Origin of the sequence: Mesorhizobium sp. ORS 3428 (genome assembly GCF_001854785.1) — a bacterium.
Taxonomy (GTDB): Bacteria; Pseudomonadota; Alphaproteobacteria; order Rhizobiales; family Rhizobiaceae; genus Mesorhizobium.
On record NZ_MDFL01000182.1, the window covers coordinates 1 to 15,324 of the forward strand.

At 57.8% G+C, this 15,324-nt stretch carries 10 protein-coding genes, 2 pseudogenes and 1 riboswitch; of the genes and pseudogenes, 5 read left to right on the plus strand and 7 right to left on the minus strand.

The window, feature by feature from the left end; translation table 11 throughout:
• The coding region (locus tag ORS3428_RS30415; protein ID WP_071101974.1) for a hypothetical protein at window positions 1-183 on the plus strand (183 nt) is incomplete at its 5' end.
• 258 nt (window positions 184-441) lie between these two features.
• Here the strand turns inward: ORS3428_RS30415 and ORS3428_RS34280 are convergent.
• The 3 genes and pseudogenes from ORS3428_RS34280 to ORS3428_RS30420 all read right to left on the minus strand — a co-directional run bounded on the left by ORS3428_RS34280 (window position 442) and on the right by ORS3428_RS30420 (window position 2,205).
• The gene (locus ORS3428_RS34280) at window positions 442-573 is read right to left on the minus strand and encodes a hypothetical protein (RefSeq protein ID WP_274534837.1); all 132 of its coding nucleotides are present in this window, start codon (window positions 571-573) and stop codon (window positions 442-444) included.
• A 152-nt stretch (window positions 574-725) separates the two neighbouring features.
• A pseudogene (locus ORS3428_RS34545) lies at window positions 726-851 on the minus strand (transposase); the annotation flags it as partial.
• 109 nt (window positions 852-960) lie between these two features.
• On the minus strand, window positions 961-2,205 hold the full coding sequence (locus tag ORS3428_RS30420; protein WP_071101982.1) for an ATP-grasp domain-containing protein: 1,245 nt from the start codon (window positions 2,203-2,205) through the stop codon (window positions 961-963).
• Between the two features lie 461 nt (window positions 2,206-2,666).
• Between ORS3428_RS30420 and ORS3428_RS32010 the strand changes: the two are divergent.
• The 4 genes and pseudogenes from ORS3428_RS32010 to ORS3428_RS32015 form a co-directional block, all read left to right on the plus strand.
• Window positions 2,667-3,061, plus strand: a pseudogene (locus ORS3428_RS32010) (transposase); the annotation flags it as partial.
• 1,320 nt (window positions 3,062-4,381) lie between these two features.
• Window positions 4,382-5,323: a thiamine pyrophosphate-dependent dehydrogenase E1 component subunit alpha gene (locus tag ORS3428_RS30430; protein WP_244508151.1), complete on the plus strand. Its 942-nt coding sequence runs from the start codon at window positions 4,382-4,384 to the stop codon at window positions 5,321-5,323.
• Between the two features lie 20 nt (window positions 5,324-5,343).
• On the plus strand, window positions 5,344-6,351 hold the full coding sequence (locus ORS3428_RS30435; protein ID WP_071101977.1) for an alpha-ketoacid dehydrogenase subunit beta: 1,008 nt from the start codon (window positions 5,344-5,346) through the stop codon (window positions 6,349-6,351).
• A gap of 66 nt (window positions 6,352-6,417) precedes the next feature.
• Entirely contained in the window at window positions 6,418-7,164 is a 747-nt protein-coding gene (locus ORS3428_RS32015; RefSeq protein ID WP_083355359.1) for an SDR family NAD(P)-dependent oxidoreductase, read from the plus strand.
• Window positions 7,165-7,817: 653 nt separating this feature from the next.
• Here ORS3428_RS32015 and metE read toward each other — a convergent pair.
• The 4 genes from metE to metK form a co-directional block, all read right to left on the minus strand.
• On the minus strand, window positions 7,818-10,163 hold the full coding sequence (gene metE / locus ORS3428_RS30440; protein ID WP_071101978.1) for a 5-methyltetrahydropteroyltriglutamate--homocysteine S-methyltransferase: 2,346 nt from the start codon (window positions 10,161-10,163) through the stop codon (window positions 7,818-7,820).
• A 95-nt stretch (window positions 10,164-10,258) separates the two neighbouring features.
• Window positions 10,259-10,459, minus strand: a riboswitch (cobalamin riboswitch).
• A gap of 331 nt (window positions 10,460-10,790) precedes the next feature.
• The gene (locus ORS3428_RS30445; RefSeq protein WP_071101979.1) at window positions 10,791-11,783 is read right to left on the minus strand and encodes an adenosine kinase; all 993 of its coding nucleotides are present in this window, start codon (window positions 11,781-11,783) and stop codon (window positions 10,791-10,793) included.
• Between the two features lie 742 nt (window positions 11,784-12,525).
• Window positions 12,526-13,383 carry a sterol desaturase family protein gene (locus ORS3428_RS30450; protein ID WP_071101980.1) on the minus strand — a complete coding sequence of 286 codons (858 nt, stop codon included), beginning with the start codon at window positions 13,381-13,383 and terminating at the stop codon, window positions 12,526-12,528.
• 723 nt (window positions 13,384-14,106) lie between these two features.
• A complete protein-coding gene (metK, locus tag ORS3428_RS30455; protein ID WP_071101981.1) occupies window positions 14,107-15,303 on the minus strand; it encodes a methionine adenosyltransferase in 1,197 nt (398 codons plus the stop codon).
• Between the last annotated feature and the right edge of the window lie 21 nt (window positions 15,304-15,324).

Consider the following 15,324-nt stretch of genomic DNA (forward strand, 5'->3'; position numbering starts at 1 on the left):
GACCTCGGCGTCAGCGAAGCGCTCATCCAGGACCTTACCCTCGGTCTCGAGCCCGAGGACGGCGTCATCTGGGTTTACGGCGCCAACGATGACGACGGGATCTTGGCCTTCACCGATGAAGGCATCGAGGAGGTCAAACTCCTCCTCGAAGACTATCATCGCGTCTCCCCATCGAAACCCTGATCCCAGCACCACGGTGCTCATGGCCGCCGGATACGCACGTCTGCGGTCTTCACCGGATGGCTACGCCGGGGGCGGTGGCGAGCTTGCGCTCCCGTTCCTTGTTCGATGCGCGGATCTGCTGCCGCACTAGGTTGAGCCTCGAGGAAACGGCGGAGCTCGGCGCGCCTGTATGCGGCAGCGCCGTCCCTTGATGCGGCGACCGAGCCGTGTCTGCTCGCCGACAAGGCGCTCGCGCTCGCGGCTCGGTCGCCGCGCGTCCTACTTTTCCATGGTCGGGATCGCTGCCATGGTGCAATGGCCCTTGTCGCCGCGCAGCCAGACGACAAAGGCGCGCATCAAAGGCTCGGCGTCGAGCCGATCAGTCTTGGTGCGCCGGTGCTCACGGGACACCGCAACGCTGGCGGGGTGGATGGTGCAAGCCCCGATCCTTGTCCAGCAGCCAGGGCATCAACCAGAAGCCCTCGCAGCCGCCTCATAGGCGACGGCGATGCGCTTGATCGGGTGCCCGGCCGGCCGGCTGTAAACGATGCGCCAAGGCGCCTTTCGTTCAGGCGCTTGTTGATGCCGAGATCGAGGAGGCCGAGAAGGCATGGCCGCACAGGTCCTCGGTGATCGCGCTTGACGTTTTGAGTCGATTCCCCTTGCAGCACACTCGCCACCAAGGAGCGGAAGTTAAGCGGTGTGCTKCCCCCTTTTCACGTGCGGATGTAAGGGGAAGATCTTCTACGGCTTTGAGGCTTCGACATATCACGGCGTCGGAGTTTACGCTTGGTGATCCTACTCATCCGACACCGAAAATGGGGTAATCGACCATCGTATCAAGTCAGTGGCGGACTGTACTATCGCTTCGGTTCGCTCAACGCTCGGTGAAGAGGCGAAGATATGTCCAATACAATCTCGGAAATCGCCGTTCCTTAAAATAGGTCTCTTGGGTTCAACATACAATTTTACCTCGGAAACGCCTGGCATAGCAGCGGCACGACTGTGGCCACAGATCCAATCGAGTGTCCCATCACTTTCTGCAACCAAAAACCGTGYGGCCGCAGTATGCGAACGCATTCTGCGCAGGTTCCATTCCTCTCCAATGACAAACCTGAGGTGCTCGGTAATGAGGTCAATGCCGTAGGCGAGCTGAATCAGTTGAGGAGTGGGCGTACCAGCAAGACGTGGATTGACCTCAATGACAACCGGGCCCCGTTTCGTCCAAACAAACTCAATGTTGGTTGGCCCCCAGCCAAGGTTGAGGGCTCGCAAACAGTTGAGCGAAGCGTCTATGATTGCCCTGTGCTCGTTATCAGTCAGCAGGGCAGGGTAGGAGCACCCGCGCAAAACAAAATGGGGTGGTTCGCCCCAGTCAATGGCGGCGATCCCGATGACCTCACTCCCCATCACCTCAGTGCTATAATGGGGACCTTCTACCCATTCTTCGACCAGCATCCTCGGCGAAGACTCGCCCACCAGATAGGGTGGCTGTATATGCTTCCGGCCCAACAGATAGGTCGTATGTTCGGCCAACTCGTCGGCGTTGCGGCACAATCTAACGCCCCTGCTCCCGGTCCCCACGGCCGGCTTAAGAATCGCTGGYAGACCGATTTCCGCTACAGAGCTTTCTACGTCCGTCGCATTCGCTGCAAAACGATAAGCAGGTATTGGCACGCCGGCCTCGGCGAGGAGCTGACGTTGAGCGAGTTTGTCRCAGCATCCTCCAATCGATTCCGGCTTTGGTCCTGGTAAATTGAAATGCTGGCAAAGCTTGCCAACAGTTGCATAGACAGAGTCCAAAGCGCCCGTAATGCCGGCTATGTCATAGATCGTACGCAGTCGCGAACATTCGAGGATCAGCGAATCGGGGTTACCCGTATCGACTCTGATTGCTTCGATGCCTTCGGCCGCAAGATAGCCGTACTGAGCTGGATTGGCTGAGAGCAAGATTGGATGAAGGCCAAGACGCTGGGCGGCTTGGACAAATAGCAGCCCCATGCTTCTGTGGCCTTCGATCAGAACGAGAGCTCTTTTTGCCATATCTGATAACTCCACCTTTTCCGTGTGCGGGGCRGTCTCCGACATGGATGCTAGCATTGCAGTCACCGGAAATTTGCAAATGTTTTGTAAAGATAGTTGCAGGACCGGTGCAATATTTAGGTCTAGCTGTGCGGCCCAGAGTCTCTTAAGGAATTGCCCAGGGCTCCGGCGTAAAGGAGGCCGTTTTACAGGTCTGTAATACTGCTTCCCATGAGCTAACTTGGCATTCAATGGAGAGAGAACGGCCGCTGCTCTGAGGTTGGGGCGGCCATGGCAGGCTGGCGACATTGCGATTCACCGATCCCGTGGAAGGGAAGTGCCATGACCAAGCGAGAAGTTAAGCTGAGCGGGCCAGAGTTGAAAGCGYCACTGCTGTCGGATGCGGACGGCTTTCGGCGGGTTTTGCAGAGTGTGGTGCAGGAGTCCTGGAAGCCGAGATGACGGAGGCGGGGGCGGTCGATGACGATTGCCTGGTGGAACTCAGATGGTTTTACGACCGTCGCGATGTTGCCAAGGTCGAGCGCGATCTGGCGCAATGGATCGCCAAATGGCAGGCCAAGTACCCAAGGCTGGTAACCTGGGTGGAAGACAACATCGAGGAGACGCTGAGCTTATATCGGCTGCCGCTTGCCCATCACAAGCATGAATTCGACGAACATGCTGGAGCCGGYTGAATCAGGAGATCAAGCGGCGCACGCTGGTCGTGCGCATCTTCCCCAATCCGCAGAGCTGTCTGYGGCTGGTGCGGGCGCTGGCGATGGAGATCCATGAGACCTGGCTCGAGGCCACCCGCTACCTCAACATGGAGCATCTGCGCGAGCACAAGAAGGAGAACCTGAGGGCATTGGCCGCCTGAATCTGCCGGTGCGCCCGCCGCTCCGCTACACGGGGCTGCGCGGCGGACGCGACGTCACTGCCAAGCCATTTTGCAGAACTTGACGCACACAACTATTCAATGTTCGCCTGCGTAGTCTCGAAGATGGTGCTGAGCGGTTGGAAACCCGTGCCATCCTGACTGGGGTGAGTGACATCCCGACGCGAGTTGAACCCTGGCAGCCAATCGCTGACCGAGAGCTACGTCTTGTTTCGGAGCCCATCGCCAGATTGGGATGGGCACCGTCCGCAGGTCCGGCAGTTGCAGAGGATCACCAGTGTCACTAGCGTCATCGTCGCCGTCGGCGCCACCCAGCCCTGCGCTACTGAGCAACCCGATCATTCGGTTGATTTCGGTCGTTGCGATTTGCAGGCGGTTGACAACTGCGCCGCTACCCTCGKCTCTTCTCTTCGAGCGACGCGATAGAGAACGAGCCCCTCACGGGGTTAGTCAGCGCTTTTGTCCGCACCGCCCCGGCCTCTATCCATTTGGTTGGGTGTCGGACATTCTTGTCTAACTTGGGACAAAAGCCTTCCGTGAGACGGCAGGGTGCTTGCTTGAGACTGGATTCGCGTGGTGTTTTATCTTCGCAAGCAAGGACGAGGCCAGGAATGGCGGCTAWGAGAAGACCGTCTCGGCCTGTTGAGCAACGTCTCGCTGGTGAATGTCAGAGCCCTAGCCGCAGCGACCAAGTTTTTCGAATGCGCGCCCGGGGARGTTTTTTCTCCCGACATTGTTGGCGAACTTCGAACAAAAGGAGGCCCGTAAAGTTCTTTCATGACGCCTTTCTTCGATGCAGAACCGTGTAACGTGGGCCTTCGGGTCAAATGGCATGACACGTGCACAGGATTGTGGACCCGAAGGAACAAGGTCATTGCTGACAGCGAACCAGATGAAAGTGCCTGCCGAGATCATGCCCGTTAGCAGCCCATACGGGGGCCGTACGCATTGCAAATTTGATGTGGTGATTGCTTTGCGCAACCCTGGTCAGGGGTCCGAGTTCCCACATGCCGCACTCGCCGAACCGCCGGTGACTGCTTCTCGATACCGGGAGAATGCCGAGGAGACCCACCAAGGCCCTACAAGGCGAACACGGCGTTTCGTCCATCCGCTTAAACGCATCGGCGAGCCCGCGCTACCCGAATGCAGGATAGAGACTTGCCGCGTATTTTTGGACCTCGAGCATGAGGAGTTAGCCAATGCACTCTCTTGTACTGCAGGCGGGCGCCCATTCAGTTTGCCGACGGGCACGGTTGGGTCATGCAGTTGAAGGGCGATCGGAGGCTAGAGGCTTTTAGACGGATGCTTCGCATCCGCCGATTCGAAGAAGAGGGTAAGTGCCTGTTCAACCGTGGTCAGATCCCTGGTTGGTTTCACACGGCGGTGGGTCAGGAAGGCGCTATCGTCGGAGCAAGCCTCGCCCTTCGGGACGATGACGCCATGACCGGAACACACCGTTCGCATGGCCATCCGATTGGGAAGGGCGCGCATCTGGAGGCGCTTATGGCAGAACTGATGGGTAAGGAGGGCGGCATTTGCAAGGGGCGTGGCGGTTCGATGCACGTTGCGGATAATTCGGTCGGGATTATCAGTGAATCGGRAATCGTCGGAGGGGGCATTCCGCTTGCCACAGGGTGCGCATTCAGCGCCAAGGTGCGCGGCGTCGATCAGGTTACTCTTTGCTTTTTCGGCGACGGAGCCGTGAACCAGGGCACTTTTCATGAGAGCCTCAACATGGCATCGTTGTGGAGGCTCCCCGTCATTTATCTGTGCGAGAACAATGGCTATGCAATTACCACCTCGGTAGCGACAAGCCACGGACAGCCTGACATTGCGCTACGAGCGGCAGGTTACGGAATTCCAGGAGTAGTAGTTGACGGACAGGACGTCAGCGCCGTCTATCAATCTGCGGCATATGCAGTCACACGAGCACGCGCGGGACAGGGGCCTACTCTCATAGTGGCCAACACATATCGGTTCGACGAACACAATATAGGCTTGGCCGTTCCTGAGGAGCCTTATCGCCCGGTCGAAGAAGTCGAGGCACACAAACGCTACCGGGACCCAATTTTGCTATATCGCACTGTGCTTATCGAAGAGGGTATAAACGAAGAGACTCTAAAAACCATCGAGTATGAAGTGGCCCAAGCCGTCAAGCAGGCCGTGCAATTTGCTTTGGTCAGCCCCATGCCCCGGCCCGAAACGTTGCCCGATTATATGTTCGTGTCGCCCATCGCACGCTAAGGCCAGGCTGGAGGGAATTAATGGATGTGAACGACAGTGCCCGCGGAGATCTAGYGACTCCGGGTCCCCATATACAGTTGACCTATTTTGAAGCGATCGTGCAGGCCCAGCTGGAGGAAATGTATCGGGATGAGCGTGTTGTATTGATGGGAGAGGACATCTCAGTTCACGGCGGCGGCAAGCTTATCGAATGCTTCGGCAAGAACCGGGTTTGGAACATGCCAATTTCGGAAGGCAGCTTTACGGGACTGGGCATCGGGGCTGCCATCAATGGTTTGCGACCCATCGTTGACCTTTCAACTGCCAGTTTCATCTATCTCGCCTGCGACCAGATTGTAAACCAGGCTTCAAAATTGCGGTATATGACTGGGGGCCAGATCGAGATCCCAATCGTCTTTCGCTGCTGTATGTTCTCGACGGGCTCCGAGGCGGCACAGCATGCCGATCGTCCATATCCGCTTTTTATGAATGTCCCGGGCCTCAAGATTATTAGCCCGACCAGCGCTGCCGATATCAAAGGCCTCATGAAATCTGCCATTCGTGACGGCGATCCTGTACTCGTCTTCGAGGACGYCCGTCTATGGCCTCTCAAAGGCGACGTCCCCACGGATCCGAACCATGTAATCCCAATCGGCAAAGCGGACGTGAAGCACGAGGGGAGGCACGTTTCCATCGTTGCCATCGCCGGAGCTATTAGGCCGACAATGGAAGCTGCCAACTACCTCGTCGAGGAAGGCATTTCGGTCGAAGTGATCGATCCGCGGACATTGAAGCCGCTCGATTATGAGGCAATCAGGATGTCAATCGAGAAGACCGGGCGCCTGATTATTGTCGAGAACGGACACCGTATCTGCRACGTCGGAAGCGAAATTGCGGCGGTGATGGCGGAAGAGTCCTTCGATCTATTGAAGCGACCAATTTTGYGCCTGAGTGCTCCGGACATTCATGTCCCATTCAGCCCTTCTCTTGAGAAGGACTTTTTTCCAACGAGGGACAGCATTATTGGCGCCATAAGACGGTTACTCTGAGTATTAAATCGGGTGCTAACATACCAACCGCCGTTGCCCTCACAGGAGGAGGTGACAAGACCAGTCATGGATAGCAGATTCAGCTTGCGTGGGAAGACCGCTTTGGTGACCGGCGGAGCACGCGGCATTGGATTACAAGTCGCGCTTACATTACAAGAAGCTGGTGCCCACGTAATTCTCACTGGAAGAGATGGGGTTCGCGTGGCCGCGGCCGCAAATCAATTCCCAGTTAAGCCGGACGTTTACCAGCTTGATGTTARGGACTCGCACGCTATACGCGATCTCGCCAATGGCATCGCAATTTGTCCTGACATCCTTATTAACAATGCCGGTGTGTCCCGCGCGGCCCCCACGAAATATACAACTGACGAGGATTGGCGAGCTGTCCTTTCGGTCAACTTGGATGGCCTATTCTACTGCAGTCGCACCTTCGGTTCCCTCATGGCGGAGCGCGGTTCTGGGGTTATTGTAAATATTAGTTCGATGTGCGGAGATATTGTCACCCGACAGGCATCCGTGGTCACGGCTTACAATGCGAGCAAGGCAGGGGTTACTATGGTAACCAAGACCCTYGCTTGCGAATGGGCAAGATCCGGAGTTCGCGTGAACGCAGTTGCGCCTGGATTCGTAGAGTCAGAGATGACCAACCAGTATCCTATAGAAGTGGTCAGGGCATGGTCTGACCGGACACCTATGGGCCGCTTCGGCCAACCACATGAGATTGCATCTGCCGTCCAATTTCTCGCGAGTGACGCATCAAGCTATATTACGGGAACGGTATTGTTGGCGGATGGTGGCTACACCTGCTGGTGATAATTTTATATTCTTAATTCAGGAAGGCCATTCAGTGCCTCGATGACAACGCCTGCGGTCACGTATTTCCACAGCGCCACGAGCAGCTTCCTTGCATGTGCATCATCCGACTGATCCCCAATGGCTCAAAGCCGGTGTCCAGGAAGACGGGAAGGGGATCAAGGATAGGCTTGTGTCTTGACTTGACCTTACGCTTTACCCGGATACGCKACTGCGTATCGGGAGACTTAGCATGACTTGGGGCGTGCGGCGGCCCCTCATAAGATCCCAACCACGAAGCTGAGGCGCGTAAGCGGAAGACAGGGTACCTGAGACGGCCGATGGGTGAGCGCATCCCACCATGTCGGCGCAGAAGTGYCGCGCGCTCCCGCGACAACGCCTCTACCTCTCTACCTCTCTCGCCGATTTCAGGAAAACAAAATGGCCTAAGCGTCGGAAAGTCGGAAAAAACGGTAATAAYGAACCATCACTGAGAGGGAAGGCCACGCGACTTCCGCGTCCTTTGATCAAATCTAAAAGGGCAGACGACGATTCCGTCGTCTGCTCGTCGCGATGGCATCATGTTGGCAGGACGTGCTGCGAACCGAGGGCGTTTTCGCGAAATTCGCGGCAGCAGTAWCCGTCGATTGGCCACACGAGAACTCGGCAAAGCCTCAGACCTGCACTCTCTCCCGGAGCGCGCGTGCTGCAGCGACCATGTTCACAAGGGCAGGGCGGACCTCCTCCCAGTTGCGGGTTTTGAGGCCACAGTCGGGGTTTACCCAAAGTTGGCCATCAGACAAGCGCTTGCGGGCAAGCATGAGGAGGGCCGAAATCTCAGCGACTTCCGGAACGCGCGGTGAGTGGATGTCATAAACTCCTGGGCCGATTTCGTTGGGATATTTAGAACTCGTAAAGGCGTCCAGCAGTTCCATTGCCGAGCGCGATGTCTCAATCGAAATTACATCCGCATCCAGCTCAGCGATCGCGCCGATGATCTCGTTGAACTCCGAATAGCACATGTGGGTATGGATCTGTGTCGAGTCCTTTACACCTGTTGAAGCGATCCGGAAGCATTCGWCCGACCAGTTAAGATAGACCTTCCAGTCGCACTTGCGCAGCGGYAAGCCTTCGCGAAAAGCGGCCTCGTCGATCTGGATCATCCTTGCGCCGGATCTTTCGAGGTCCGTCACTTCATCGCGAATAGCGAGCGCTATCTGGCGGCAGACCTCGGAGCGGGGTATGTCGTCGCGAACAAAAGACCAATTGAGAACGGTCACTGGGCCTGTAAGCATTCCCTTCACAGGCTTTTTCGTAAGCGACTGGGCGAATTGCCACCAGCGCACTGTCATCGGATTGGGGCGCGATACGTCGCCGAAGATGATGGGGGGACGCACGTAGCGTGACCCATAGCTCTGCACCCAGGCATGTTCGGTGAAGGCGAAGCCGGAAAGTTGCTCGCCGAAATGCTGTACCATGTCGTTTCGTTCGAACTCGCCATGCACCAGCACGTCCAGCCCGATCTCCTCTTGCCAGCGAATAGCGGCCTCGATCTCCTTCTTCAAAAAGGTTTCGTAATCGACATAGCTGAGCTCGCCCTTCGCGTGAGCGGAACGCGCCTTGCGCACCTGAGGCGTCTGCGGAAAGGATCCAATCGTCGTCGTGGGGAATGGCGGCAGGCCGAGCGTGCGGGCCTGGACCCTGGAACGCTCGGCAAATGCGCTCTTTCGTTGCTTCATAGCGCCGTTGATGTCGGCAATCCGCCCCTCAACGAGCGGGTCATGGACCTTCGTGGATGTTGCGCGAGTCGAGGCAGCCTCGTCAGAAGCTTTCAACTCGCCGGCCACAGCATCTCTACCTTGGGACAAGGCCCGGGCCAGGATGACCAGCTCTTCGATCTTCTGGGCCGCGAATGCGAGCCATGACCTGATGTTCGCATCCAGTGCCGTCTCCATACGCAAGTCGATCGGCACATGCAGCATCGAGCACGAAGGCGCGATCTCGACTCGGTCCAAGGGCCAGCCCGCGACGATCGRCTTGATGYCGTCGAGAATGGCAGTKAGGTTCGCGCGCCAGACGTTGCGGCCATTGACCAAGCCAAGCGAAAGCACCAGGTCCTTAGGCGCGAGCCGACCAGCCGTCTCCAACTGTTCGGGAGCACGCGAGAGATCAAGATGCAGGCCCGCCACAGGCAGCGATATCGCCGTCTCGAGATTGTCTCCCAACGGCCCGAAATAGGTACCCAGCATGATCTTCAGCTCGGGCGCGGCCTTCGACAGCTGCCCATAGGCAAATTCAAGTGCAGCTCGTTCGTTCGGGTTTAGGTCGAGCACAAGCGCTGGTTCATCGATCTGCACCCAATCGGCTCCCGAGAATTTCAGCCTCCGCAGGAGTTGCTCGTAGACGGGAAGAAGCCGCGGCAGGAGCGCCAGGGGATTGAAACCTTCGGAGGGCGACTTCGCCAGCTTGAGAAAAGTGACCGGTCCAAGGATGACCGGGCGTGTATGAATGCCCAGGGCTTTAGCCTCGATGAAGTAATCAACCGGTTTGGTCGACGAGAGTGTGAATGCCTGATCGTCGTCAAGTTCTGGCACAATGTAATGATAGTTGGTGTCGAACCATTTGGTCATTTCCATCGCAGTTAGGGTAGGGCAAGCCGCACGCTCCCGGCCAGAGTCGCAATTCCCCGTCTGACCTTGGTTGCCGCGTGCCATGGCGAAATAGGTATCGAGCGGGACCTCGCCGCCATTCCATTCGTAGCGGGACGGCACGGCGCCGACCATGGCGGCGGTGTCGAGTACATGGTCGTAGAGCGAAAARTCGTTCGATGGGATTTTCGACACACCGCGATCGCGCTGCTCCTCCCAGCTCGCGGCACGGAGCGCCTTTGCCGTCGCGAGAAGGTCGGCAGCGCAAGATTTTCCTGACCAATAGCTTTCTAGCGAGAATTTCAATTCTCGCCTGCGACCGATACGCGGCAAACCAAGCGTTGCTACAGGAATTTGCTGAGAGAGAGTCATGCGATACCCCGATGGTTGGGGCGTGGGGGACAACGAAGGCGCCAGTAGGCCGGTACGAACGCCGGGCTGCAGCGGCCACCGAGACACCCCGCCCGTGGACAAAAGTTGCCGTGGCAGGTCTCCTGGCTCGGGGGTCATAGCCTCTACCCGTCTTACCGAGGCTGTTCGCCTCAGTGACATGAGTGGGGGTCGGCTCGCCTCTAACAGTTGCGGGGGCAGCGCCGGCATCGCACCGGCTTCCCTCTTAGCTCCGCTGCAGCAGCGCCGTACGGAGAACCATGGCTTGGACACAATCACAGCAGTCAGCTCTTTTGTCAACCTCGCATAAAGAAATCTTTATGTCATTATGTGAACGCGCTTGTCCTGTCGGCGTGATTTCCAAGTCCGCAGAGGACGAACTTTTCGATCGTGAATACGTTTAATTCGGCACGCGGTAAGTGAGATTGGCTACGTGAAGCCAGACCTTGGCTGCTGCGGGTGACCGGCCAAATCGACAAATGGCGCGCGCTGTGCAGAACTGGGCCAAACGGCGGTTCAACGCGGCTGCGCAAGGGCTGTGAGCCCGGGCCTTGTCGGACCGATTGGGGCGCGAGGGCGGGGTGGCGCGCCAGCAGAACTGCGAGGCCCCTAAAGCAGCCCAGCCTGCTCGGCCTCGCGGCGCAGGTTCTGGCGCGGACGAGGGCCGATCTGCTGGATCACCAGCCCGGCGGCCAGCGAGCCGAGGTCGCCGCAATCCTTGAGGCTGCGGCCGGCCGTGTAGCCGTAGAGGAAGCCGGCGGCATAGAGGTCGCCGGCGCCGGTCGTGTCGACCAGTTCCTTGATCTTCGTCGCCTCGATGGTGACGGTTTCGTCGCCGCGCACGATCACCGAGCCTTTTTCGGAACGTGTGACGGCGGCTATTTTGYAATCCTTGCGAATGGCGGCGAGCGCCTCTTCGAAGGAGGCGGTCTGGTAGAGCGATTTGATCTCGTGACTGTTGGCAAAGACGATGTCGACGGTGCCCGACCGCATCAGCTCGAGGAACTCGTCGCGGTAGCGGTCGACGCAGAAGGAATCCGACAGCGTCATCGAAACCTCGCGGCCTGCCGCATGCGCCAGCCTGGCGGTCTGCCGGATCGCTTCCTTGGCGCGCGGCGGATCCCACAGATAGCCTTCGAAATAGGTCACCTTGGCGCCGGCGGCCTTGTCGGCCTCGACATCCTCGGGGCCAAGTTCGACGCAGGCGCCGAGATAGGTGTTCATCGAACGCTCGCCGTCGGGAGTGACAAAGATCATCGAGCGCGCGGTCGGCGGTTCGCCCGCGAGCGGCTTGGTGTCGAACGCAACGCCCTGGGCGTGAATGTCATGGGTGTAGATGTCGCCCAGTGCGTCGTTCGACACCTTGCCGAAGAAGGCTGCCCGCCCGCCGAGACTGGCGACGCCGGCCGCCGTGTTGCCGGCGCTGCCGCCGGAAGCCTCGATCGCCGGCCCCATGCGGCTGTAAAGCAATTCGGCGCGCCTGGCGTCGATGAGGTTCATCGCCCCCTTGATGATGCCGTTGGTCTCGAGAAAGGCTTCGTCGCACTGCGCGATGATGTCGACTATGGCATTGCCGATGCAAAGCACGTCATATTCCGGCATCAAAATCTCCAACGACTGCCGGCTTTCGGYCACGCCGGTCGGGCGCGATCAGTTGGGATGGRCTTTCCGCATGCCAATCTATTCGACACGAGTCTCGCGGCGCGVCGAGCCTTGCATCGCGCCGTAAGTTTCAGCCCCTTCCAGGTAGACTCAGGCTCTTCGCACCCGAAGGTGCTCATAGGTTGCGGCTTTATGACCGGAAACAAATGCACCCGGCTTGACCTCGCTGACTTCAAACAGCCTTCGGGATTCCTACCGTTTTTAGCGCTTTGGTGTTGCAAAGCCTGTGCGAATTTTCTGGAAGGATCTGTTACAATTCTCAACCGAAACGCAACGCTATGCCGGAGACGATCCGAGGTGGTAACAGGCTGATGGTGCCCCCGCGACAGGGCGGTGCAAACGGCTGTTTGACCGGTTTGCACTCCGCCGTCTGTCTCAGTTGATTAACTTGTCGTGGAGCAGATAACAGGTGCCTACCTTGCCCCGTTAAACAGCGCGGAGGCCCGAGGGGGATTGCTGGCTTGACGGTGCAGCGCCGGCRAAGTCACGCGACTGGCGCCGCCATTTCCGGTCATCTCGCCAACGCGACAGGGCGATAAGAAAATTCCCTACTCTGCTGCCGCTCGGCGCAACAGTCCTTGTTGGTGGAGGCTTGTCGGGGTCTGAGGGATTTTCCGGATATGAACCATGGATGGCTTTCTGGCCTCGACAGTCAGATACGGGGCCGTAAGCCTCCACTCGTCTAATCCCTGGCCTCCACAGCATTTCCGACTTTGGGTTTACGCCAGCGACGTCGATCGAATGGGAACATAATGTAATCCCGCACGGTCAGCGGCTCGGGCTGGTTTCGCATGCCAACCTCCGGCCACTCATTCTTTTTTGGCCAGTACGCCGTTAGAAAAACCGTATCCCACAGGGTTGTGAAAAACCCATAGTTCCGGTGCCGGTGATGMGCTTCCATCGAGTGGTGGATGCGGTGGAATTTGTTGTCGCCAATGATGTATCGAAGCGGCCCAAGATTGATGCGGGTACTGGAGTGCGAAAGATGGGCCTGGAACGTAATCAGCGTCATGGCAACGATGGGCACCACGCCAGATTCAAARTGGATCAGAGCCAGTGGCAGTGCTACCAGAGCTGCGTAAACGAGTGGTTCGGAGATATGATGATTGCAATTCCATGCCGTCAATTCGCGGATCGAGTGGTGCGTAGCGTGAAGCCGCCAGAGGAATGGAACAGCATGCTGAGCGCGGTGCATCCAATAGTAAAAGAAATCGCCAGCAATCGCGACCAAAACCCCGGAAAGGACCGCCAATCCACTGTTGAYGACTGCGTTGTCAGAGTGGAGCAACGTGGCCAAATTGATCGTTACCAGCGGCTTTACTCCTAGCCAGGCCAGACCAACAGCGAAGAAGTGCCAAACAAACGCACCCAATCCGAGCCGAATAAGCCAATTCCGCACGCCGCGAGCATATGAGGCAAGACTGTACCGATAGGCCGGAACGGTGAACTCCAGCGCGGCGCAAATAGTGGCGAAGACCACCACCAGCTCGAGCGAGTTCACGAAGATCTGCGATATATGATGAAAATCGAGAATTTGCATTTGTTTGCTCCGGCGAATCGTTCAAGCGGCGCCAGCTTCAGGTCGGAACATCGAGGCAGTCATTTTCGTCATCAGGGCGAATCCTGGTTGGTAGATCTCCGGCGCGGCCCGATAACCGAGGTCGGCACCCGAATTTGTATCCGCGCAGAAAGTACCAATTGCACGTAGCGGTCGTGCAATTTGCTTTTTGTGCGCACTCAACGGTGATTCGTTGGCACGCGGGGCATCGCGGGAGCGGACTATCCGGTGTTCTCCTGGATTGGTAAAATCGATTGTTTGGATGAGACGTATCCGTCTTCTAAATGGTCGGAAAAAGCCCTTGAGCGAGTTGGCTTGCCCGAGGCGACAGAYTATGCGTCAGTCTTGCGGGGGCAACTTGCCACGGCAAAAGAGCGTTGCAAAAATCAGCGTAAGCGTCACAAACCCCGCACCGCTGGGTAGTTGGTTGACAGATGCAGGTCAGGTGCGAGCTGCATCTGACGCTCACAAATCAGCAGCTCGGCGCGCGAGGTGTCGACGAGTGTCATGGCGACTTGCTGATGCAGGCTTTTTAGAAAAGTCCGATCGTGCGCGATGATTTCGACAATGGCATCGCCGATTTAAAGCAGGTCACATTTCACCACCAATGGCTCTCTTGGTTCGAACGGACATCGGCCTTCTTCCACGCCGGCCGGCCGAAGTCTGGTCATAGAATGGTGTTGCGCGCCCTTTTGGCGGCGGGTTTCAAGGTGCGGCGAGCCCTGCCTCGCGCCGCAAGTCGTCGGCTCTGTCAGTCCTCTCCCAGGTGAACTCGGGCTCTTCGCGACCGAAATGACCATAGGTCGCAGTCTTGCGGTAAATCGGGCGTAAGAGATCAAGCATCTTGATAATGCCCTTCGGTTTGAGGTCGAACAACTCAGGAATGAGCTGCTCGATCCTTCTTTCCTCGACCCTTGCTGTCCCGAAAGTATTGACCATGACAGAAACCGGACTGGCCACGCCGATCGCGTAAGCAAGCTGCACCTCGCAGACGTCCGCGAGTCCGCTAGCCACTATATTCTTCGCGACATATCGGGCGGCATAGGCAGCCGACCGGTCAACCTTGGAGGGGTCCTTGCCCGAAAAGGCGCCGCCGCCGTGACGTCCCATTCCGCCATAGGAATCGACGATGATCTTGCGTCCGGTAAGGCCRCAGTCGCCGCGGGGGCCGCCGACCACGAACCGTCCCGTTGGATTGACCAGAATTCGGATGCCTTCCGTCTCCAGGTCGGTCGGCAGGACCGGCTTTATTATTTCYTCAATGACGCCCTCGCGAACCGTCTCTTGCGAAACCTGCTCATCGTGTTGCGTCGACACGACGWTGGTATCCAGGGCGACGGGGCGCAAACCCTCATACCGCACGGAGACTTGGGATTTCACGTCAGGGCGCAACCAGCTAAGATGACCTGTCTTACGAACATCCGCCTGTCTTTTCGTCAAACGGTGGGCGAGCTGGATCGGCAACGGCATCAAAGTATCGGTCTCGCGGCATGCATAGCCGAACATGAGGCCCTGATCTCCCGCTCCCTGTTCGAGATCCTGCCCCCGACCCTCGTCAACGCCTTGGCTGATGTCGGGCGACTGCTCGGTGAGGGCATGAATCACGGAGCAACGCCGGCCGTCAARGCCAACCGCCTCATCGTCGTATCCAATATCAACAATCGTATCGCGGGCCACTTGGCCGTAGTCGACCTTCACATCGCTGGTAATCTCTCCAGCCAGAACGACGGTTCCTGTCCTCACCAAAGTTTCACATGTCTTCACCAGGGCTTCACAAGCGACGCGCGCCTTCGGATCGAAGCGCAAGACTGCATCGAGGATTGCGTCCGAGATGTTGTYGGCGAGCTTATCCGGGTGTCCCGCGCCAACCGATTCGGAAGAGAAAACGAACTGCCTAGCCATGAAATGCCTCGCTTCGGGTGT